17 protein-coding genes are annotated in these 19,792 nt (G+C 69.7%); 11 read left to right on the top strand and 6 right to left on the bottom strand.

The genetic code is table 11. The features are described from left to right. Nucleotides 1-45 precede the first annotated feature (45 nt). Nucleotides 46-1,053 carry a DUF5784 family protein gene (locus NL114_RS04645; RefSeq protein ID WP_254823633.1) on the bottom strand — a complete coding sequence of 336 codons (1,008 nt, stop codon included), beginning with the start codon at nucleotides 1,051-1,053 and terminating at the stop codon, nucleotides 46-48. A 173-nt stretch (nucleotides 1,054-1,226) separates the two neighbouring features. Between NL114_RS04645 and NL114_RS04640 the strand changes: the two genes are divergently transcribed. Beyond that, entirely contained in the window at nucleotides 1,227-1,403 is a 177-nt protein-coding gene (locus tag NL114_RS04640; protein WP_254823632.1) for a DUF5786 family protein, read from the top strand. Nucleotides 1,404-1,437: 34 nt separating this feature from the next. Here the strand turns inward: NL114_RS04640 and NL114_RS04635 are convergent, their stop codons facing one another. Then, entirely contained in the window at nucleotides 1,438-2,163 is a 726-nt protein-coding gene (locus NL114_RS04635) for a DUF7530 family protein (RefSeq protein WP_254823631.1), read from the bottom strand. Further along, nucleotides 2,163-3,137 carry an NAD(P)H-binding protein gene (locus tag NL114_RS04630; protein ID WP_254823630.1) on the bottom strand — a complete coding sequence of 325 codons (975 nt, stop codon included), beginning with the start codon at nucleotides 3,135-3,137 and terminating at the stop codon, nucleotides 2,163-2,165. Before NL114_RS04630 ends, NL114_RS04635 begins: the two co-directional genes overlap by 1 nt. A gap of 286 nt (nucleotides 3,138-3,423) precedes the next feature. Here NL114_RS04630 and NL114_RS04625 point away from each other — a divergent pair, with 286 nt between their 5' ends. Further along, nucleotides 3,424-3,630, top strand: coding sequence for a DUF8015 family protein (locus NL114_RS04625; protein WP_254823629.1), 207 nt, complete (start codon nucleotides 3,424-3,426; stop codon nucleotides 3,628-3,630). Nucleotides 3,631-3,797: 167 nt separating this feature from the next. Here the strand turns inward: NL114_RS04625 and NL114_RS04620 are convergent, their stop codons facing one another. Beyond that, on the bottom strand, nucleotides 3,798-6,194 hold the full coding sequence (locus tag NL114_RS04620) for a beta-propeller domain-containing protein (protein WP_254823628.1): 2,397 nt from the start codon (nucleotides 6,192-6,194) through the stop codon (nucleotides 3,798-3,800). Between the two features lie 115 nt (nucleotides 6,195-6,309). Between NL114_RS04620 and NL114_RS04615 the strand changes: the two genes are divergently transcribed. Next, nucleotides 6,310-6,564 carry a DUF7561 family protein gene (locus tag NL114_RS04615; protein ID WP_254823627.1) on the top strand — a complete coding sequence of 85 codons (255 nt, stop codon included), beginning with the start codon at nucleotides 6,310-6,312 and terminating at the stop codon, nucleotides 6,562-6,564. A gap of 57 nt (nucleotides 6,565-6,621) precedes the next feature. On the opposite strand, the gene NL114_RS04610 is transcribed toward NL114_RS04615, so the two are convergent. Then, nucleotides 6,622-7,803, bottom strand: coding sequence for a hypothetical protein (locus NL114_RS04610; protein WP_254823626.1), 1,182 nt, complete (start codon nucleotides 7,801-7,803; stop codon nucleotides 6,622-6,624). 303 nt (nucleotides 7,804-8,106) lie between these two features. Between NL114_RS04610 and NL114_RS04605 the strand changes: the two genes are divergently transcribed. From NL114_RS04605 to NL114_RS04580, 6 genes are all read left to right on the top strand, one after another. Next, entirely contained in the window at nucleotides 8,107-9,906 is a 1,800-nt protein-coding gene (locus NL114_RS04605; RefSeq protein ID WP_254823625.1) for a helicase C-terminal domain-containing protein, read from the top strand. Between the two features lie 337 nt (nucleotides 9,907-10,243). Next, entirely contained in the window at nucleotides 10,244-11,908 is a 1,665-nt protein-coding gene (locus NL114_RS04600) for an Hvo_1808 family surface protein (protein ID WP_254823624.1), read from the top strand. Next, complete coding sequence (locus NL114_RS04595) at nucleotides 11,905-13,239, top strand: Hvo_1808 family surface protein (RefSeq protein ID WP_254823623.1); 1,335 nt, start codon at nucleotides 11,905-11,907, stop codon at nucleotides 13,237-13,239. The genes NL114_RS04600 and NL114_RS04595 overlap by 4 nt, the downstream gene beginning before the upstream one ends. Before the next feature lie 170 nt (nucleotides 13,240-13,409). Beyond that, entirely contained in the window at nucleotides 13,410-13,952 is a 543-nt protein-coding gene (locus NL114_RS04590) for a GNAT family N-acetyltransferase (protein WP_254823622.1), read from the top strand. Between the two features lie 235 nt (nucleotides 13,953-14,187). Then, a complete protein-coding gene (locus tag NL114_RS04585; protein WP_254824676.1) occupies nucleotides 14,188-15,717 on the top strand; it encodes a (R)-citramalate synthase in 1,530 nt (509 codons plus the stop codon). A 312-nt stretch (nucleotides 15,718-16,029) separates the two neighbouring features. Next, nucleotides 16,030-16,563, top strand: a complete 534-nt coding sequence (locus NL114_RS04580) for a DUF5815 family protein (RefSeq protein ID WP_254823621.1) — start codon at nucleotides 16,030-16,032, stop codon at nucleotides 16,561-16,563. A gap of 66 nt (nucleotides 16,564-16,629) precedes the next feature. Here NL114_RS04580 and NL114_RS04575 read toward each other — a convergent pair whose 3' ends face one another. Continuing rightward, nucleotides 16,630-16,959 (bottom strand): DUF4234 domain-containing protein, encoded by a 330-nt coding sequence (locus tag NL114_RS04575; RefSeq protein ID WP_254823620.1) that lies wholly within the window; start codon nucleotides 16,957-16,959, stop codon nucleotides 16,630-16,632. A 406-nt stretch (nucleotides 16,960-17,365) separates the two neighbouring features. Here NL114_RS04575 and NL114_RS04570 point away from each other — a divergent pair, with 406 nt between their 5' ends. Beyond that, nucleotides 17,366-17,593 (top strand): hypothetical protein, encoded by a 228-nt coding sequence (locus tag NL114_RS04570; protein ID WP_254823619.1) that lies wholly within the window; start codon nucleotides 17,366-17,368, stop codon nucleotides 17,591-17,593. A 90-nt stretch (nucleotides 17,594-17,683) separates the two neighbouring features. Continuing rightward, on the top strand, nucleotides 17,684-19,738 hold the full coding sequence (locus NL114_RS04565) for a hypothetical protein (protein WP_254823618.1): 2,055 nt from the start codon (nucleotides 17,684-17,686) through the stop codon (nucleotides 19,736-19,738). Nucleotides 19,739-19,792: the final 54 nt, after the last annotated feature.

Raw genomic sequence — 19,792 nt, 5'->3', positions numbered from 1 at the left:
TCCCGAAACGACGGTGCGTGCGTCCCTGTGGAAACCCCCCGCCGCTCAGTCCTGCCAGTCGATGACGCCGCCGAAGTCGAGCGGACAGCCGCCCACACGGTAGCCCTCGAAGCTCCCGTCCGGGCGGGCCCGGAAGACGATGGTCGGTCGGTGGGCCACGTCGGGGCGCTCGCCGGCGACCTGCCGCCACTCGTCGTCGCGGAAGGAGGAGCAGTCCACCAGCAACAGCGCGTTCGGATGCTCGCGCAACTGGCTGTCGTTCTTCGACTTCCCGGTCTGCCGGACGGCGGCGACGGCGGTGTCGGCGCGTCGGCGCGTCGGCGGCCGGGGACGGGTCACCTCGACCAGCTGGCCGTTCACCCGGAAGTCGAGCGCGTGGCCGCTGTCCAGCTGGACCTCCGGTTCGAAGCCGAGACCGGCGTCCGTCAGCAGCTTCGCGGTCGTGAACTCGGACATGGTGGCGGCCATGCGGAACCAGTCGCCGCCCTCCGAGGTGCCGAGCTTGGCCGCCATCGTGTAGCGGTGCTCGTCGAGCGCGCCCGTCGCGAGGAAGGTATCGTAGTAGGCCAGCGCCTCGTCGCGGTCGGCGTCCGGGAACCCCGCGGCGTGGTCGGCGAAGAACTCACGGGTCGTCTCGCGGCCGTCCTTCGAGAACAGGACGGGGAGGAAGAACCGCGAGAGGTGCTCGTGGCGCGCGAGCCACGGCTCCTCGACCTCCAGGCGGGCGAACAGCTCGCTCTCGGCCCACGCGCCCACCTCGGCGGGTGCCTCGCCGAAGGTGTACTTGTCCGTCCGCCACAGCACCTCGGGCGTCTCCGTGTTACCCAGCCAGTAGGCGTCGGGGTTGCCGTCGTCGCCGCTGTGCGTCCAGCAGAACAGGGCGAAGTCGCCGTTGTCCATCTCCAGCCGCCGGGCCTGGTAGCTCTCCGGGGCGAACCACGGGTCCGTGAGCGTGGCGCCGAACCGCTGGTCCAGCGGCTCCAGCAGCTCGCGACGGACCCGGTCGGTCCCCCAGTGCTCTCGCGACCGACGGAAGCGCAGTGGCCCTGCCACACCCCCGCTTCGACACCCGAACGTGTAATCGTTCCCGTTCACCCGCTGGGGACCCCGAGCCCGGTGCTGGAGGTCGTTCGCCCCCCAGCTCTCGGCGGCTGGTATATGAACGCCCGGCTATCCCACACGATAGATTGATTATTGACAACTGATAACGCTCGAGTGTAGTTACCATGTCAATGGGTGCCTATGACGAGGACGAGCACGAGCGCCGCGAAGAGAAGTCGACCACCGTAGACACCGATTTCGACGACGAGCGGAACGAGTACCGGGGGAAGGTGGAGTTCGACTCCGGTGACTCGACGGAGGCACTCCTCGACCAGTTCAAGGAGATCAAGGAGAACAACTGACCGTCCCTCTGCCTCGGGGCGTCTCCGGCCCGAGCTACGCCGTCTCCGTCCGGACCTGCAACAGCACCACCGAGAGGCCACAGACCGTCGTGACGGCGGCGACGTGGGCGACGATGGTCGCGAGCAGGACCGGGAAGTCAGTGATGAACGGCACGAGGAGCAACTGGAGGAGTCCGAACGCGACCGTCTCGAGGTCGGCTCGCTGGAACGCCCGCGCGGTCTCGGGTTCGAACCGGAACCGGGCCGAGCGCCACAGCGCCGTCACCGACGCCCACCAGTTCGTTCCGATGCGGTAGCAGACGTCCCACAGCACCAGCAACGTCATGTAGACCACCAGCACGGGCGGGTCCGGGCCGAACAGTCGCTCCACGAGTGGCGTCCCGCCCGACGCCGGGTCGAACACGAACAGGTGCGTGATGAGCGCGATGTACGCCAGCACCGCCAGCACCACCTCGACGCTGGACCCGAACAGGAGCCGCCGGTAGGACTCGGGCACCGGCACCGCGCGGGTGAGGGTACTGATGCGGAGCATCTCCGCGCTCCCCACCGCGGCGACGAAGACCGCGGCGGTCCCGGCGATGGCGGCGTTCCACAGCCCGTAGTACAGCGCCAGCGCGAGCACGCCGACCTCGAAGATGGCGAGCTGGATGGCGATGGCGACGGGCTGTGAGAGCTCGATCCCCGGCAGCGCCGAGATGATGCTCTCGTACACCCACGTCTCCCCGAACTCGGGTTTCCGGGCACCGGTCGGGGAGGCCATCAGGGGGCACCTCCGTCGGAGTCGCCCGCCCCCGCGGTACCGCCGTCGGGCTCGGCATGCGGCGCGCCCGCTTCGGACGCCGGTGCCGTCTCGACCGGCGAGAGCGCGCGCAACACGGCAGCCTCGAACGGTGTCCGGTCGATGGGGACCAGCGACTCGATGCGCCGGTCCGTGACGACGACCGGGTTCCGGAGGCCCTTCACCAGCGGCACGGCCACCTCGGTCGACACGTCCGTCACGAGGCCGAGCCAGCGCGAGGAGAGCCCCGGCGAGAGGATGGGCGCCGGGAGGATGACCGGCTCGCGCCGCCCGGAGAGGCGGGCGGTCTCCCGGAGCATCGCCTCGTACGTGAGGACCTCCGGCCCACCGATCTCGAACGTGTCCGCCCGGGTCTCGGGGACATCGAGGATGCCGACCAGGTACGCCACCACGTCGTCGATGGCGATGGGCTGGCACGGCGTCCGGACCCACCGGGGCGTGATCATCACGGGGAGCCGGGTGACGAGCTGGCGGATGAGGTCGAACGAGAGCGACCCGTCGCCGATGATGACGGCGGCCCGGAGGACCGTCAGGTCGTACTCTCCCTCCCCGAGCACGCGCTCGACCTCGCGGCGCGATTCGAGGTGCTCGGAGAGGTCGTCGCCCTCGGCGCCGAGGCCGCCGAGGTAGACGACACGGTCGACGCCGGCCGCGCTCGCTGCGTCGGCGAAGTTCCGTGCCGCCCGGCGGTCGCGCTCGGCGAACTCCTCGCCGGCGCCCATCGAGTGGACGAGGTAGTACGCGGCGTCGATACCGTCGAGGGTGTCCTCCCAGCCGGATTCGAGGAGGTCGCCCTGCACCACCTCGACGCCCGACGGCCCGTCGTACCCCGCGGGGTCCCGCACCATCGCGACCACCTCGTGGCCGGCCCGGAGCAGTGCCGGCACCAGCCGCCCGCCGACGAACCCGGTCGCCCCCGTGACCAGTACGCGCATATGGCTACACGAGGTGCGGACGGCGGATAAGTGTGCGTCCCGGGGTCACCGACGCCCTGCGTCGGTCGCTGGTGGCGTGGCCGGTGCCGATTCCGTGCCGCGTCTCCGACGCTGCGTACCCGAACCCGGTGACTCGAGGTAGGCGAGATATGGATAAGTTATCGGAATATTTGATATAACTCTAGATATCGTTCGTTCAGGGTTCACTGGCGGTTCGGTGGATGGGTTCGGGGCAAAATTTTTGTTGGACGCCCGAGTACACTTCTGGTGGAGGTGAGAGTCAGTCATGTCTGTGAGTGCCAACAGTGGTCGCGGGTCGGGGCTGACCCGCTACGATATCGTCCTGCTCTGTATCCCAGTCGCGTTCGTCGTGGCCGCCCTCGCCGGCGTGCTTCTGGATGTCCCCTCGCACGCTACGACGGCGGCTGGCGGACTGGTCAGCGCGTTCGTGCTCGGGGACGCGCTGTTCCGCAACCCGCCGCTCGGCACCTGATTCTCCGATAGTATCGAATATAACTGTCGAAAAACCACTACAGGCAGAGGGAATCTGTTTCTGAGCTGCTGTTCTCGATATACGTGCCGAAACTCTCGTGACAGAGACGGCTCCTGGCGCTATCGGCACCAGCGGGCAGTCGCCACGAAGCCGTGACGCCGCAGCCGTCAGGACGCGGTCGGCGCTGTCGGCGTCCCGGTCGGTTGCGGCGTCGCGGTCCGCGTGGGCGTCGGTGACCGTGTCGCGGTTGCAGTCTCGGTGGTATCGGTCGGTGTCGCGGTCGGTGTCGGTGTTGGGGTTGCGGTCGGTGTCGTGGTCCGTGGCGGGGTTGCCTCGGGCGTCGGACTGGCCGTCGGCGTCCGTGTCGGCGTCGCCTCCGGCGGTGGCGTCGGGGTCGTGGTCGGCGGCATCGGCGTCGGTGTGGCGGTGGCCGTCTCGACTGGCGTCGGCGTCTCCGTCCGCGGTGGCTCCGGGACCGCGTTCAGGTCGACCGTCGCCACGCGCGACCAGTCCGTCTCGTCGAGGACGACCGCCTCGTCGCTCCCGAAGACGAACAGGTGGTCGCCGACGTAGCGGGCCCGGCGGGGGGCCCGCATCTCCACTCGCGTCTCCGTCGAGAGGTCGTCCGTGGAGAGGATGTAGCCGCCCTCGGGCGTCGGGAGGAAGGCGACGCCGTGGCGCGGGTCGTAGGTGAACGCGTGGTGGGTCTGCGAGACGCCGGACCAGTAGGCGTCGAGGATCCGCGACTCCTCGACCCGCGGGTCGCTGGCGTCGCTCACGTCGAAGATGACGGCCTTGACGCGGCCGTCCTCCTCGCCGATGCCCATCACGCGGCCGTCACCGAGCGGGTGGAGGTACGAGGAGTAGCCCGGGAGCTTCACCTCGCCCTCCTCGGTCGGGTTCGCGGGGTCCGAGAGGTCCAGCACGTGGAGCGGGTCCACCTGCCGGAAGGTGACGACGTAACCGCGGTCGCCGTCGAACCGGACGCCGTAGACGCGCTGGCCCTCGCTCATCCCGGTGACGCTCCCGACCTGTTCGAGGCTGGTCGCGTCGAGCGTGTAGACGTCGTTGGCGCTCTCGACGCCCGGGAGCCGCTCGCCGACGGTCGTCGCCACGCGGAGGTGGCCGTCGTGGACGTCGAAGGAGAACTGGTTGAGGACGATGCCCGGGACGCTCCCGGTCGTCGCGTCCTCCAGGTCGTCGACGGGGAAGCGCGCGACGTGGGTGGTCGTCGCGTCGCGCCGGTGCTCACGGAGGTACTCCTCCCAGTCCTTGCGGAGGTCCCGCCGAGCGTCCTCGCGCTCTGCGGGCGCGAGCGTGCCGAGCCAGCGCTGTACGGTCGCCTCGACCTCCTCCTCCTCGGCGCGCGGCGAGAGGTCGTAGTCCCGGACGGTGCGGAGTCGCTCCTTCACGCGCTCGGGGACGACGTCGCTGTCCAGCAGGAACTCCGTCCGGAGCGCCGAGCGCCGCTCGCTCGTCGTGTAGGTGGCGTAGACGGCGTCCGGCGAGACGTACACCGTCGACTCGCGGCTCCCGACGAACGTCGTCCGCTCCTCGACGCTACCGTCCTCGGCGTTCACGGCCAGCACGGAGTAGGTCACGTCCGCCGGGACCGGTCGGTCCGGGTGGCGGATGTCGGTACACGCCACCGTCTCGTCGGCCAGCGGTCGCACCCGGCAGGGTTCGCCGGGCCGGGGGATGTCGTTCGCGACGACCAGGAGCACCCGGCCGTCGGACAGGCGGGCCGAGACCACCCGCCCTCGGACCTTCTGCTCCCACGCTTCCGACGGCGCGTCGGGGTCGCTCACGTCGTATCCAGTCAACACCCGCTTGCGGGCCGCGCGGTCGTCCTCGTCGGCGACCATCGAGTCGACAGCGCCGGTGACCGCGCCGGCCGGGCCGCCTCGCCGCGGTTCCGGCTCGACGGGGCGCCGCACCGCCCGTCGGTCCGGCAGCACGACGACGCGGTTCTCACCGACGAGCATCCGGCCGCTCCGGTCGATGGTCGCGGTCACGCGGGCGTCGGCCGGCGGCGTCGCGGCCACGACGCTCGTCCCGGCCGCGGCCAGCGAGGGACCCGCCCGCTGGACGTAGAACCGGTCGCCCACCGTCTTCACCACGTCCGGCTCGTCGACGCCGACGACCTGCACGTTCGTCCCGCCGACGCGGCGCGAGGGTGCGCCCCCGCCGGCGTCGCCACCGCCGCCGTCACCGCCGGCTGCGGCGGCCTGCCCGGTCAGGGACACGGAGCTGTCGGCCGCGACGGCCGTCGCCATCGGGGCCTCCGTCACCCGGGTCGGTCGCCCGCGGTCGAACTCGACGCCGTGGTAGCCACCGCCTGCCTCGCGCTGGGCCCGTTCGAGATACGACCGGAACGCCGCGTCGGAGTCGGCCGTGGTCAACTGCATCGCCTCGCGGACGGTGCTCCGGTTGTCGGTCACCGGCCGGTCGTCCGGCTCCGCTTCCGGCGTCGGGCTCCGGTCCGCGGAGTCCTCCAGCACGACGGCGCCGGTCACGGACGCGGCGAGGACCAGCACCACGACCGCGACGGTTCGTGGAATCATGGACTCCCCTACGGGGGCATCCACACCCATCGTTACGTAATATCAAAGGCGTCTTTGAGTGACCGGGATACCAGCTCCCGACAGCGGTTTGCCGACGCCGGCCGAACCGCGGGGCATGACACGAGAGCCGTGTGACGGCTGTGGCCGCTCCGTCCAGATCGCCGGCGGCATCGCCAACCTCTGGTCGTTCGGCGGCGACCGGACGGAGGGGCTGACGCTCGAACTGGCCGACGGCTCGGAGTTCCTGCTCTGTTACGACTGTATCGAGCGCCTTCCCGACGACCACGACGTCACCGCCGAGGACGTGGCGGCGCTCCCCTCCCACGAGGACCGGACGTCCTCCGGGGATGACGGGGGCGACGAGGCGTAGTCGGCGCGGCCGCTCGGGGGAGACGCGGGAGCAGAACGGACGGCTGCAGTCGCCCGCCTACAGGAGGCCGTCGTCGTCGTCGGACGGCGTCGACGTACTGTCGTCGCTGGTGCTGTCGTCGCTGGTACTGTCACCGCTCAGCGTGTCGCTCGTCGAGTCGACCGTATCGTCGACCGTGTCCGTCGTGTCGTCGACCGTGTCCGTCGTGTCGTCGACCGTGTCGTCCACGGTGTCGGTGGTCGAATCGGTCGTCCCGCCGGTGGTGTCGTCGATGGTGTCCGTCGTGGAGTCGGTCGTGTTGTCGATGGTGTCCGTCGTGGAGTCGGTCGTGTTGTCGATGGTGTCCGTCGTGGAGTCGGTCGTGTTGTCGATGGTGTCGGTGGTCGAGTCGGTCGTCTCCTCCACGGTGTCCGTGGTGTCCTCGACGGTGTCGGTCACTCCCTCGGTCGTCCCGTCGGTGCTGTCGCCGGTCGTGGTGTCCACCGTGTCGGTCACGTCCTCGGTGACGCCCTCCGTGGTCTCGCCGGCCACGTCGGAGAGGTCACCCGTCGAGTCCTCGGCGGCGTTCTGTGCGTAATCCGCTTGGTCGAGGTCGGCGGTCACGTCACCGACCGGGCCACCCACCACGTCCTCGCTGTCGGGGCGGGCGAGCGTCCGGGCCACGTTGCTGTCCGGGTCGTCCAGTTCGTACATCGGACCGCGCATCGTCTCGGCCAGCTGGCTGTCCGGCTGGAGCTGTCCGAACGGGCCACGGAGCGTCTGGACGAGCGGGCTGGTCTGGTCGTTCAGGAAGTCCATCCAGTCGCCGTCCTCGGCCGCGTCGCTGCCGCCGGCGTCAGCCGCCGTGCTCCCGCTGGCGGTGGTCGCTGGTCCGTCGGTCACGTCCGCGGCATCGGTGTCCGACCGGTCGTTCGATGCGAAGATGCCCTGCGGCTCGGGCGTCCCGACGCTCGACTGGGCGCCCTGTGAGGTGTCGCCGCCGTTGCCGGCATCGGCTGCTGCCGCCGCACTGTCAGCGGGAGTGTCCGCCCCGTTCCCGGGACCAGCGCTGTCGCCGGGGCTGGCACCGCTATCGACACCCGGCACCGCCCCCGCTCCGACCCCGAAGAACGGGTTGAAGATGATCCCAACTGTCAGGAACGCTATCAGTCCGAGCGACGGGAGTACCTTCTTCGTGAACGGCTGGGTCGTCGGCGATCTCCCCTCGTTTGTCCGGCTGGCTGTGTGTTGTCCCACCATAAGTGAGGGCAAGTTATACAGGGGGTTATATGTTCCGGCCCCTGTGGGTGGCATATAAAGTATGGCGAATATCCGTGTATAGGCGGGTAATCAAGAATATTTTCGCTCATAAGTGGTCCTGGAAGTAACCGTCACATACCGGATATCGTTCGGTAACCGTCAGTAGACGGGTGACTGCTCTGGTATCAGCACACTGACCGGTCATTCAGCCCGGTCGGCGCAGCTCGCGCGCGCCGGGGCCGTCGGGCCCGGTGGGGTGTCCGAGTCCGGTGCGGTTATTGTCGCCGACGCGGACATGGGCACGTGGACCCCGCCCGTATCCAGTCCGAGTTCCCGGCCCCTTCCTACCGGGGGGCACAGGAGACCGCCCTCCAGCGGATTCGAGCGGCCTTCGAGGACGGGAACGACGTGGTGCTGGTGCGTGCGCCGACGGGGAGCGGCAAGTCCCTCCTCGCGCGGGCCATCGCCGGCTGTGCCCGCCGGCCGGGCGAGGCCGAGCCCCACCAGCCCGTCGGCGCCTACTACACGACGCCGCAGGTCTCGCAACTCGACGACGTGGCGGGCGACGAACTGCTGGAGGATTTGAGTATCATCCGCGGGAAGTCGAACTACAAGTGCATCCTCCCCGGGGAGTCGGACACTCCGGTCGACGAGGCGCCGTGTGCCCGCGAGCGCGGCTACAACTGTCCCGTCGAGCACCGGTGTCCGTACTTCTCCGACCGGGCCATCGCCTCGAACCGCTCCATCGCGGCGATGACGCTGGCGTACTTCATGCAGACCGCCGGGAGCGACGTGTTCGGCCAGCGCGACGTGGTCGTCGTCGACGAGGCACACGGCCTCGCGGAGTGGGCCGAGATGTACGCCACCATCGAACTGACGCCGGGGTGGGTGCCGTCGGCGGTGTGGGAGGCGACCACCCCACCGAACATCGAGAACCTCGGCGACGCCGCCGACTACGCCGAGCGGCTCGAGGCCGCCTGCGACCGCCGGCTTACGGAGCTCCGGTCGGAGGCCGAACTCGACCGCGAGCAGGTCGCCGAGCGCGACCGGCTCACCGACCTCATCCGGGAACTGGGCTGGTTCGTCGAGGACCTCCGCGACACCGAGTCGACGACGACCTGGGTCGTCGACCAGCCCGACGGCGCGGGGACGGCGGTGACCATCAAGCCGATGGACCCCGCGCGCTACCTCCATCACACCGTCTGGGACCGCGGGACGAAGTTCGCCCTCCTCTCGGCGACCATCCTCGACAAGGACGCCTTCTGCCGCGGCTCCGGCCTCGACCCGGCGAACGTCGCGCTGGTGGACGTGCCCCACACGTTCCCCGTCGAGAACCGCCCGCTGTACGACACCGCGCAGGGGAAGATGACCTACGAGCACCGCGACGAGACCATCCCGAAGATCGCCCGGCTCGTCGTCCGGCTGATGCAACAGCACCCCGAGGAGAAGGGCCTCGTCCACGCGCACTCGTACGCCATCGCCGAGCGCCTGCGCGAGCACCTCGAGGACTTCGGCGTCGGCGCCCGCGTTCGCGGCCACGACTCCGACACCCGGGACGCCGCGCTCTCGGGCTGGAAGCGCTCCTCGGGCGCCGACGTGTTCGTCTCGGTGAAGATGGAGGAGGCGCTCGACCTGAACGGCGACCTCTGCCGGTGGCAGGTCCTCTGCAAGGCGCCGTACCCGAACACGCGTGACTCGCGGGTCGCCCGCCGACTCGAGGACGGGCAGTGGGGCTGGTACTACCGCACCGCCCTGCGCACGGTCATCCAGGCGTGCGGGCGCGTCGTGCGCGCACCGGACGACTACGGGGCGACCTACCTCGCCGATTCGAGCCTGCTGGACCTGTTCGAGCGCGCGCGCCACGACATGCCCGGCTGGTTCGCCGAGCAGGTGGACCTGATGTCGACGCCGGACCTGCCCGCGTTCGACCCGCAGGCGGCCGTCGGGGACGGCGGCGGTTCCGGTGGCACCCGTGGGGGGTCGCGCCGCCGGACCGGGGACGGTGGGTCGGGGAGCCGGTCCGGGGGTCGGTCGGGGCGCTCCGGCAGTTCCGGGTCGCAGGACCCCGCCGACCACCCGCTCTCGGACGTGTGGGGCGAGTAACGAGGACGACCAGGCCACCCCGGGCGGACGGGACGCTGGCAGCGCTCGGGGCGTGCTGATTCCGCGGCGGACGGGACGCGCAGGGCTAGAGGAAGAACGCCAGGCCGTACACGACGGACGACCCGATCATGGCGATGACCATGAGGAGCGCGAAGATCTGTTGTCGGTCCATACCTCACTCTACGCATCCTGCGGTATAAGTCGTCGGGGCTGTCGGCGCGAGCCGTTGCCGGTGCTCGGGCTCGGGGTCGGCGCCCGAACGGTGGTTACGGGGAGGTCGTGTCCGTGCGTGACGACCCCGCGGGGCTTTTGCATGCGCCGCCCGTCCGGCCGAGCAATGCGAACGCTGCCCGCCCTGCTGGTCGTTGCACTCGTCGTCCTCGCCGGCTGTTCGACCGGGTTCACCGGCGGCGGCCCGCTCGGCGACGACGCCGCGCCCACGCCGACCGCGACGCCGACCCCGACCGACGCCGGACCCGGTGACGGGGAGGAGCCGACGGACGGGTCGACACCGACGCCCACCGCCGACGGCTTCGACTTCGCCGACCCCGCCGAGGACCGCCTCGGCTGGGAGGGCGGCTACTGGTACAACGAGTCGCTCGCGTACAACGCCAGCGACGGCCTGAACGAGACCGAGCGCCGGGCGCTCGTGGCGCGCTCGATGGCCCGCGTCGAGCACCTCCGCGAGCTGGAGTTCCGCGAGCGCGTCCCCATCCGGGTCATCAACCGCTCGACCTACCAGGCCGAGTACGCGAGCGGTGACGCCAACTACACCGACGCCTTCCGCACCTTCGACAACGCGAAGTTCGAGTCGCTGTTCCTCATCGGCGAGGACCGGGACTCGCTGAACGTCCAGAACTCCAACCGCGGGTCGAACGTGCTGGGCTTCTACTCGCCGAAGAACGACTCCATCGTCGTCGTCTCGGAGTCGACGCCGCCGAAACTGCGCGACGAGCTGACGCTGGGCCACGAACTCACCCACGCACTCCAGGACCAGGTGTACAACCTCTCGAACTACACGCGTCCCACGCGCGAGACGTACAACGCCTACAACGGGCTGTTCGAGGGCGACTCGCACTACACCGAGCAGCTCTACCGACAGCGATGTGGCGGCGAGTGGAACTGCCTGTCGCTCCCCAGCGAGGGCGGTGCCGGCGGCGGGAGCGACATCCACTTCGGCGTCTACTTCCTCAACTTCTTCCCGTACAGCGACGGGCCACCGTTCGTCCGACACCACCGCGACGCCGGCGGCTGGGACCGCGTCGACGCGATGTACGACGACCCGCCCGCCTCCTCCGAGCAGGTCATCTATCCCGAGAAGTACGGCGAGGACCAGCCGACGAACGTCTCGCTGACCGACCGGAACGAGGGTGTCTGGGAGCGGGTCCGCCCGGAGCCACCCCGCGAGGGACAGACCCGCCCGGCGTACGCCAGCCTCGGCCAGTCCGGGATGAGCGCGATGTTCGCGTACACCATCGCGGACCCGTACAACCGCTCGGCCGTCGACGGCGCGCGCGAGTTCATCAACCGCGACGGCGGGCAGGTCGACCGACAGGACCCGTTCAACTACGACCTCCGCTGGACCAGCGGCTGGGACGGTGACCGGATGCATATCTACCGGAACGGGACCGCTGCTGCGGAGACGAACGGCAGCACCAACGCCACGGCGTACGTCTGGAAGTCCGTCTGGGACTCCCCCGAGGACGCCCGGCAGTTCGCGCGGGGTTACCGGCTCCTGCTCGAACACTGGAAGGGCGAGCGGGTCTCCGGTGACCGCGTCGAGTACGTCTACGCGGTCGACCGGCTCCCGTTCGAGGACGCCTTCCGGGTGCGGGTCGACGGCGACACGGTCGTCATCACGAACGCGCCGACGGTCGACGACCTCGAGGAAGTGCGGCCCGACCTCGTTACGAGCGGCGTGACCGCCGACGACTCGGGGAGCGGTTCGGGCGACGGCAGCTCCGACTCGGGCGAGACCGCGGCGGAGATGGGGGCAGCGTGACGACGGCGCGCCACCGTCTCCTCGCGGTCTCGCTGGCGGCCCTGCTCGTGCTCGCGGGCTGTAGCGTCGGCGGGCCGCTCCAGGGTGGTGAGCGCGAGGACCCGGCGAACGACCAGCTCGGCTGGGAGGACGGCTACTGGCACGACGACCCGGTGGACGTGACGTTCGACGACGGCCTCAACGAGACCGAGCGCCGGCGTGTCGTCGCCCGGACGATGGCCCGCGTCGAGAAGATCCGGGGGCTGGAGTTCGAGAGCCGCGTGCCGGTAGAGGTCATCAGCCGGGAGGAGTACCGCCAGCAGCGCGGCGACCGCGCGAGCGACCCCGACAGCGAGTTCAACCGCTGGAACGATCAGGTCTGGGAGGCCATCTTCATCGTCGACGAGGACGAAAGCGTCGCACAGACGCTGGATTCGGTGTTCGGCTCCTCCGTGCAGGGCTACTACTCCCCCTCGAAGGACGAGATCGTGCTCGTGAGCAACAGCGAGACCCCGACGGTCGACCGGACGACCCTCTCGCACGAACTGGTCCACGCGCTCCAGGACCAGCACTTCGGGCTCGGTACCAACCCCGAGACCCAGGACGCCCAGCTCGCCGAGGACGGCCTCATCGAGGGCGACGCGAACTTCGTCGAGAACACCTACGAGCGCCGCTGTGGGGGCCAGTGGTCCTGTCTGGAGCGCCCCGAGAGCGGCGGTGGCGGTGGTGGCGGCGGCCCGTTCAACCGGGGCCTGTTCACCACCGTCTTCGCGCCGTACGCGGCCGGTCCGGGGTTCGTCGAGGAACTGAAGCAGCGTGGTGGCTGGGACGCCGTCGACGACGCCTACGACCAGTACCCGACCTCGACGGAGCAGGTCATCCACCCCGAGCGCTATCCGGGCGACAAACCCGCCCGGATCACGCTGAACGACCGGTCCTCGGCCGACTGGGAGCGCTTCGACGTCGACCCCGAGTACGACACGGTGGGCGAGGCGTCCATCTACGCGATGTTCTGGGCCAACGACCAGCTCGGCGACCATCCGCAGTACGACTACGCCCACCCGTACTCGACGGGCTGGGACGGGGACCGCGTCGTCCCGTACGAGAACGACGGCGAGTACGGCTACGTCTGGCGGAGCGAGTGGGACTCGGCCGACGAGGCCCGCGAGTTCGTGACGGCCTACCGTGACCTGCTCCGCTCGCACGACGCCGAGGCACGCGGCGACGGCGTGTTCGTCGTCCCCGAGTCGGACCCGTACGCCGACGCTTTCCGCGTCCAGCGGTCGGGGGCGACCGTCACCATCGTGAACGCGCCGACCACCGGGCAACTGGACGACGTGCACTCGCGGTAGGCTCGGCTCCGTGTTCGCCGGGGTGGCGTCGAATCTCGGTCATCTGTCTCATAAGATGTTCCATATGTGATTTATGCTCTATAATATTGCAATTTCCGCGTTGTTTCTCCTCGAAAAGCAGGGAGAACGCGAACGCAACCGCTTAGTGCCATCCGGCGGACCTCCGCCTCATGACCGACGTAGCCATCCGGGCGGCGACGCCCGGTGAGGCCGAGGCCGTCCGCGAACTCGCGCGGGCGGCGTGGCACGAGGCGTACGACGACATCATGGGCCCCGACGAGGTCGACGAGCGGCTCGACAACTGGTGGCGCGCCGAGGAGCTGCGCGATGTCATCACGAACCCGGACCACGTCTTCCTCGTCGCGGTCGATACGGGCGCCGTGGGCGGCGGGTCGGGCGAGGGTGCGGCCGAGACGGGCGCGGGTGCGGACCCGGTCGGCGTCGTCCACGCCGGTCCCAGCCCGTCGGGTGCGTACGTCGTCCCGCGGCTGTACGTCCATCCGGAGCGGTGGGGCGAGGGTATCGGGACCGAACTGCTCGACCACGTCGTCGCGCGGGCCCGCGATGAGACCGACCGCCTGCAGGTCGTCCTGCTCGCGGGCAACGAGGTCGGGGTCGGCTTCTACGAGTCGCACGGCTTCGAGCCGGTGAGCGAATCGGGGCTGGTCGACGCGGGCGAGCGGGAGGTCGTCTACGAGCGGGCGCTGGACTGACGCGTCTCACCGGCTCGAACGGCCGTCTCGGGCGGAGCTGTGCCCGTTCGGCTGCGCGCCTCGTCACATCTGTCCCGGACCGGCACCCTCTTACCCTTCGACCGCAAGGTGTCACGCGTAACCATGTCGGATTCCGACAACCCGGAGGATAGAGGAAGTCGCCGCGAGGCGGCTGGGTGTGAAATTCGTGGGCTCTTCTGACCCCACACCCAACACCGACGCATCGAACTCGTTCCTGTTCGGCGACCACCCAGCGACACGCTCGCTGACCGAGGCGACCGGCGTGGAGTTCCTCGACACGACGCTGCGCGACGGGGAGCAGGCGCCGGGCGTCTCGCTGACGCCCGAGGAGAAGGCCGACATCGCCCAGCGCCTCGACGACGCGGACGTGTCGGTCATCGAGGCCGGCTCCGCGTGTACGGGTCCGGGCGAGCGCGAGACCATCCAGAAGGTCACGTCGCTGGACCTCGACGCGACGGTCACGTCGTTCTGTCGTGGCGTGAAGAACGACATCGACCTCGCACTCGACTGCGGCGTCGACGGCGTGGACATCGTCGTCCCCGCCAGCGACCGCCACGTCGAGACGAAGGTCGGGACGACCCACGAGGAGGTCATCGCCGACACCGTCGAACTCGTCGAGTACGCCGCCGACCACGGCCTGTGGGTCGAGGTGCTCGGCGAGGACGGCTCCCGCGCCGATCTGGAGTTCCTGGTCGAGCTGATGTCCGCGGCGATGGACGCCGGCGCCGACCGTATCTGCGTGCCCGACACGGTGGGCCACGCCACACCCGACCGGATGCTGGAGATCTACGCCGCGCTGGACGACATCGGCCCCACCAGCACCCACACGCACGACGACCTCGGGCTCGCCGTGACGAACGCCCTGGTCGGCGTCGCCGCCGGCGCGGACCTCGTCCACGGCACCATCAACGGTATCGGCGAGCGTGCGGGCAACGTCGCCATCGAGGAGGTCGCCATCGCGCTCGACCACGGCTACGGCGTCCAGACGCTCAAGACCGACGAGCTGTACGGGCTCGCCGAACTCGTCGCCAACAGTATGGGCGTCCCCATCGCGCCGAACAAGGCCGTCGTCGGGGAGAACGCCTTCACCCACGAGTCCGGCATCCACACGGACGGCACGCTGAAGGACGACTCCATGTACGAGCCGTACCCGCCGGAGAAGGTGGGCCGCGAGCGCCGTCTCGTGCTGGGCAAACACGCCGGCCGTGCCGGCGTCGAGGCCGCGCTCAACGAACACGGCGTCGACATGACCGACGAGGAGCTCACGGATGTCGTCAGCCGTGTCAAGCAGCTCGGCGACCGCGGCAAGCGCGTCACGGATGCCGACCTGCTGGCCATCGCCGAGGAGGTCAGCGGGCAGGAGCGCGAGCGCCGGGTCGAACTGCTCGACCTCACGGCCGCCTCCGGCTCCGGCACGCCCACCGCGAGCGTCCGGCTCCGCGTACAGGGCGAGGAGCGCACCGCCGCGGGCACCGGCTCCGGCCCGGTCGACGCCGCGCTCTCCGCGGTCCGCAACGCGCTCGGCACCGCCGCCGACGCCCAGCTCGACGAGTACCACGTCGACGCCATCACGGGCGGCACCGACGCCGTCGTCACGGTCGAGGTGACGATGTCCCGGGGTGACCGCACGGTCAACGTCGCCGCCAGCGATTCCGATATCACCACCGCCTCGGTGCGCGCGATGGTCGACGCGCTCGACCGCCTGCTCGCCTACGACGAGGATCCCGTCATCGCGGACGACTAGGCAGGTCTGTCGGTTTCGAAGGGACTCACTGTGGTTTCGAGTCCGCATCGGCTCGCCACACATTCTGTCCGGGTGGGACTTTCGACAACTGGACGGCGCCGGCAGCGACCGACGGGAGCGGGTAGAAAGCCCCCGGCAGTTCGACCGTCCGGGCCTCGTTGCGGTGCTTACGTCGTCCGGGACGGGTCGAACTGCCGGGCCCTTTCAGTCCCACCCGAGCAGAGCGCGTAGCGAGCCGACCCCGACCCGAAACCACGGCGTGTACGACTCCAGACCGACCCCTTTACCCGGCCACACGTCCAAGCGCGGCCGATGACAGAGCCGCGCGTACCCGGCGGGCGCGGGACGGAACTCGACCTCCCGTGTGGCGAGACGGTCACCCCCCACGAGCTCGACCTGGGGCTGCGGGAGTACGCCTGTGACTGTGGCGAGCGCCACGCGGTCGTGATGGACGTCCACCCGCTCTCGCGGTGGGTGCCCGAGGAACTCGTCCGCACCCTGGAGGCGGCCATCGAGACGGCCGACGAGTTCGGCCAGTTCGGCACGCCCCACGTGATGGGGATGGTGCTGGAGGAGTTCCCCGAGGCCGTCGTGAGTGCCGACGTGAGCGACGACGGCTCCGTGGGCTACGCGATGGTGTGGGTGGCGGACTTCGACGCTCGCCGGCTCCACGAGATCGTCGTCGAGCTGCTGGTCGAGCTGATGGAACACGCGCTGAGCCACGCCGAGGACGAGACGGCGGCCAGGCAGTTCGAACAGGAGATGCTCCAGTTCGATGTCGCGGAGTTCGTCGAAGCGTATCGGGCCGAGCGCGACTTCGAGGACGAGTTCGATCAGCCGGCGTGAGCGTTCGGTCCTCCGGTCCCTCGTCGATGTTTCCGGGCGGAGAAGGTGGTTCCGAGGCGGCTGCAGCTACGCCGCGGCGGAGTTGATACCGCTCTGGACCCAGTACCAGCTGATGATGCCGAAGAAGAGGAACAGCAGGAACACCGGCATCGCGTCCTGGTCGGTGAGCGGCTCCGAGGCCTTCGATATCTGCCAGAAGACGATGATGTTCACGAGGGGGATGAACGCCAGGATCGGGCTGAGGTCCTGATTCGTCCCCCGGTCGAGCATCTTCGCGGTCTTGTACGACCACCATATCGGGTAGAGCCCGAGCGTTATGATGGTGAATACGACCTGGAGTCCGAGCGACTGGCTGCTGAACGCCGAGCGGTCGGTGATCTCGACTGTATCCGACATGCATATCATTGTGTATTCATTATCTAAATAAAATTTTCCCCGGTTGGTGCAGCGATAGAGCCGGAACCGAGCGATGTCGACGACAACCGGCTACGTTACTGATGAAGAGGTTCCCATGTTCCGCAGTTGTGCCTGGTCGGTGTCGGTATCGTTCCGGGCATCTCCGTATCTCGTGAGACCGTTCGGTCGGTCGGTACTCGCCATATATTGCTCCCGACCGCAACCATTAGTACATCCCCCGATGCACCGCTGGGTGGTACGAGCGACCTCGGTGAGCGGCCGACGGACGATTCGTCGGACGGTCCACCCTGGCCGCCATCGCTGAGCCCTCCTGCGGTTCTCGACAGCCGCGCGTCTGACGATTGTCTGACGGGGTTCTATGATAGTTGGAGTGTTATGTATGCACATGCGCTTACGCCGGGGTGAGTTCGAGCGGATCCGGTCGGTCATCACCGACGCCGATGCGGAGCAGCCCCTGACCGCGCGCGAGATTCTCGACCTGCTGGAGGAGCACGGCGAGGAGTTCGAGAGTGCCCACCGCATCGCGACGGTGCTCGGCCGGCAGGCCGAGGCCGGCGAGGTGGAGGTCATCAGGGACCACCCCTACCGGTACCGACTCGACGAACCGCAGTGAACGTGTCCTCCGGTCGTTCCCGTCCGTCCCACCACTGCCCCCAGCTGCGGGCGTAAAGACACTTACCGGACGGGCCGTTCCTCTCGACCGATGCCCTCCACGACCGGTACCGACTCGGCCGACCAGCGGCCGCCCCGTCGACGGCGGCTCACCGTCCTGTTCGTGGCGCTCATGGCCGTTCTGACGACGATAACGCCGTTCGTCGCCGTGGCCGGCGGCGCCGGTAGCGGCGGCCCGAGCGCGACGACAGGTGCCGTCGAACCTCACGAGAACGCTACCGGCGGGAACCTGACGCTGCTCGTCGGGCCGGGTCGCTCGTACGACGCACTCGAGGGGGTCGACGACGTGACCACGGCCCACCGGGCCGGGGAACTGGAGACCGACGACCGCGTGCGGGTCGGCGAGACGCTGGTGGTGGCGTTCACGGCCGAGCGGCTCGGTGCCGAGTACGCCGACACGACGGGACCGAACGCGACGGTCCGGTTCTTCCAGGCACTGGACGCGACGGACGCGAGCCTGAACGTCACCAGCCCGTCCGGAACCTCCTGTGAGCGGCTCCGTATCGACCTCCGCGAGAGCCGGCACCGGGTGCTCGCCGACGCCGAGAGCGGTTCGTTCCGACTCCTGCTGGATACGGCTGGGCTGGAGGTAGACGGTGGCTGCGACGGGGAACTCGACGTGCCGGGCCGGTACCAGGTGGCGCTCGAACGGTCGACGCGGAACGGTACCAGCCGCCGGACCGAGTGGTTCGACCTCCTCGACCGGCCGGTCGACCCCGGGCCGGATCGGGAGATCGCCACCTACCGCGCGGCGCCCGCGCTCGCCGGCGAGCTTCGCACTGGCGGGGAGATCCGGCGAGGAATCGGGGCGAGGGAACTGGAACAGTCATCGGTCGTCGTCCCCGACGAGGTGGCGGTGCTGGAGTTCCGTTCGGCACGGCTCGGCCGGGCGTACGCGAACGCCACCGGGTCGAACGCGACCCAGCGACTCCTCCGTGCGGCGAACGCCACTGGGGGGCGCTTCGCCGTGATCGCCGAGCGGCCCGGCGGTCCGGAGCCGGTCGATAGCAGCACCGAGACGGAGGCCGACTCCGGCGCCCCGCCCGGTGTGGCACTCCTGGGCCCCGGCGTGTCGACCGTCGCGGACCGGGGGAACGACACGTTCTACGTCGTGCTCGACACCGGCCGGGTACGGCTTCGCCAGGGGGACGAGACCGTCCGGCTGGCGACCCAGTCGAGGACGTTCCTGCGTCCGTCGCTGACCGTCCCCGGCGGCGACCCGGAGCGATACCAGGGTCGGCTCGTCGTCGGGACGCCCGATGGCGTCGTCGCGGTCGCGCGGAACGCGTCGGTCGATGGGGCCCGGGAGCTGGCCGTCGTCGGGACGGACGGTGCGTTCGTCGCGCGGGTGGGGTCGAACCTCGCGGTGAACTCGGAACTGACGCTCCGGGTCCAGTCGGGGAACGAGACGCTGGCCCAGCGGACGTTCCCGGCCGAGCGAGGAACCCTGGACCGGCCGGAGGGCACTCCCGACGCCACGTTCGACCTCGGATCCCAGCCGGCCGGTCGAATGCTGACACTGACGCTCGCCCGGAACGGGACGACCTTCCACCGCGCGGAGGTGCTGGTGGGCCAGCGGCCGACGCTACGTGACGCGACCGTCCGCCGGGTTCGTCGCGGGCCGGAGGGCTCGACGATCCGATTCGGGGTCACTGCCCGCTTCCCGGCGCCGGGATTCGTGGTCGTGCAGAACCGGAGCGGCGGGTACGCCGCGTTCCCCGTCACCGCCGGTGAGCCGGTCCGGGTGAACGGGACGATCCCGATACAGCCACGCGACGAGGAGGCGCCGCGCCCGGTTCGGCTCATCGCCGTCTACGACAGCAACCGGAACGGGCAGTTCGACGGTCCCGGCGGGGACGGGTCCACCGACAGGCCGTTCCCGTCGGAGGACGGGCAGCTCCTCGCCCGGACGGTGCAGCTCCCGCCGCCGTCGCCGACCCCGACCGTCACCGCGCCACCGCCCGGAACGACGCTCTCGGTGACGGACGCCGGGGCACCCGGGTTCGGGCCGCTCGCGGCTCTCCTCGGGGTGCTCGGGCTGGTGGGGCTGCTCGCGGCCCGCCGGGGGCGCGGTGGGTCGCCGTAAGGTTTGCGAATTTCGAAACGAGGTTCCGAGATTCGTAACGTTTCGTCGCCCTTA

The sequence above is a fragment of the Haloglomus halophilum genome, assembly GCF_024298885.1.
In the GTDB taxonomy this organism is placed as follows: Archaea; Halobacteriota; Halobacteria; order Halobacteriales; family Haloarculaceae; genus Haloglomus; species Haloglomus halophilum.
The sequence above is the reverse complement of the archived record's forward strand: the minus strand, read 5'-3'. Positions and strand labels throughout refer to the sequence as shown.

Excerpts from the sequence above, each read along its gene's own strand:
- NL114_RS04640 (WP_254823632.1), top strand. The coding sequence starts at position 1,227 with ATGTCAATGGGTGCCTATGACGAGGACGAGCACGAGCGCCGCGAAGAG.
- NL114_RS04635 (WP_254823631.1), bottom strand. The coding sequence starts at position 2,163 with ATGGCCTCCCCGACCGGTGCCCGGAAACCCGAGTTCGGGGAGACGTGG.
- NL114_RS04630 (WP_254823630.1), bottom strand. The coding sequence starts at position 3,137 with ATGCGCGTACTGGTCACGGGGGCGACCGGGTTCGTCGGCGGGCGGCTG.
- NL114_RS04625 (WP_254823629.1), top strand. The coding sequence starts at position 3,424 with ATGTCTGTGAGTGCCAACAGTGGTCGCGGGTCGGGGCTGACCCGCTAC.
- NL114_RS04620 (WP_254823628.1), bottom strand. The coding sequence starts at position 6,194 with ATGATTCCACGAACCGTCGCGGTCGTGGTGCTGGTCCTCGCCGCGTCC.
- NL114_RS04615 (WP_254823627.1), top strand. The coding sequence starts at position 6,310 with ATGACACGAGAGCCGTGTGACGGCTGTGGCCGCTCCGTCCAGATCGCC.
- NL114_RS04610 (WP_254823626.1), bottom strand. The coding sequence starts at position 7,803 with ATGGTGGGACAACACACAGCCAGCCGGACAAACGAGGGGAGATCGCCG.
- NL114_RS04600 (WP_254823624.1), top strand. The coding sequence starts at position 10,244 with ATGCGAACGCTGCCCGCCCTGCTGGTCGTTGCACTCGTCGTCCTCGCC.
- NL114_RS04590 (WP_254823622.1), top strand. The coding sequence starts at position 13,410 with ATGACCGACGTAGCCATCCGGGCGGCGACGCCCGGTGAGGCCGAGGCC.
- NL114_RS04580 (WP_254823621.1), top strand. The coding sequence starts at position 16,030 with ATGACAGAGCCGCGCGTACCCGGCGGGCGCGGGACGGAACTCGACCTC.
- NL114_RS04575 (WP_254823620.1), bottom strand. The coding sequence starts at position 16,959 with ATGTCGGATACAGTCGAGATCACCGACCGCTCGGCGTTCAGCAGCCAG.
- NL114_RS04570 (WP_254823619.1), top strand. The coding sequence starts at position 17,366 with ATGCGCTTACGCCGGGGTGAGTTCGAGCGGATCCGGTCGGTCATCACC.
- NL114_RS04565 (WP_254823618.1), top strand. The coding sequence starts at position 17,684 with ATGCCCTCCACGACCGGTACCGACTCGGCCGACCAGCGGCCGCCCCGT.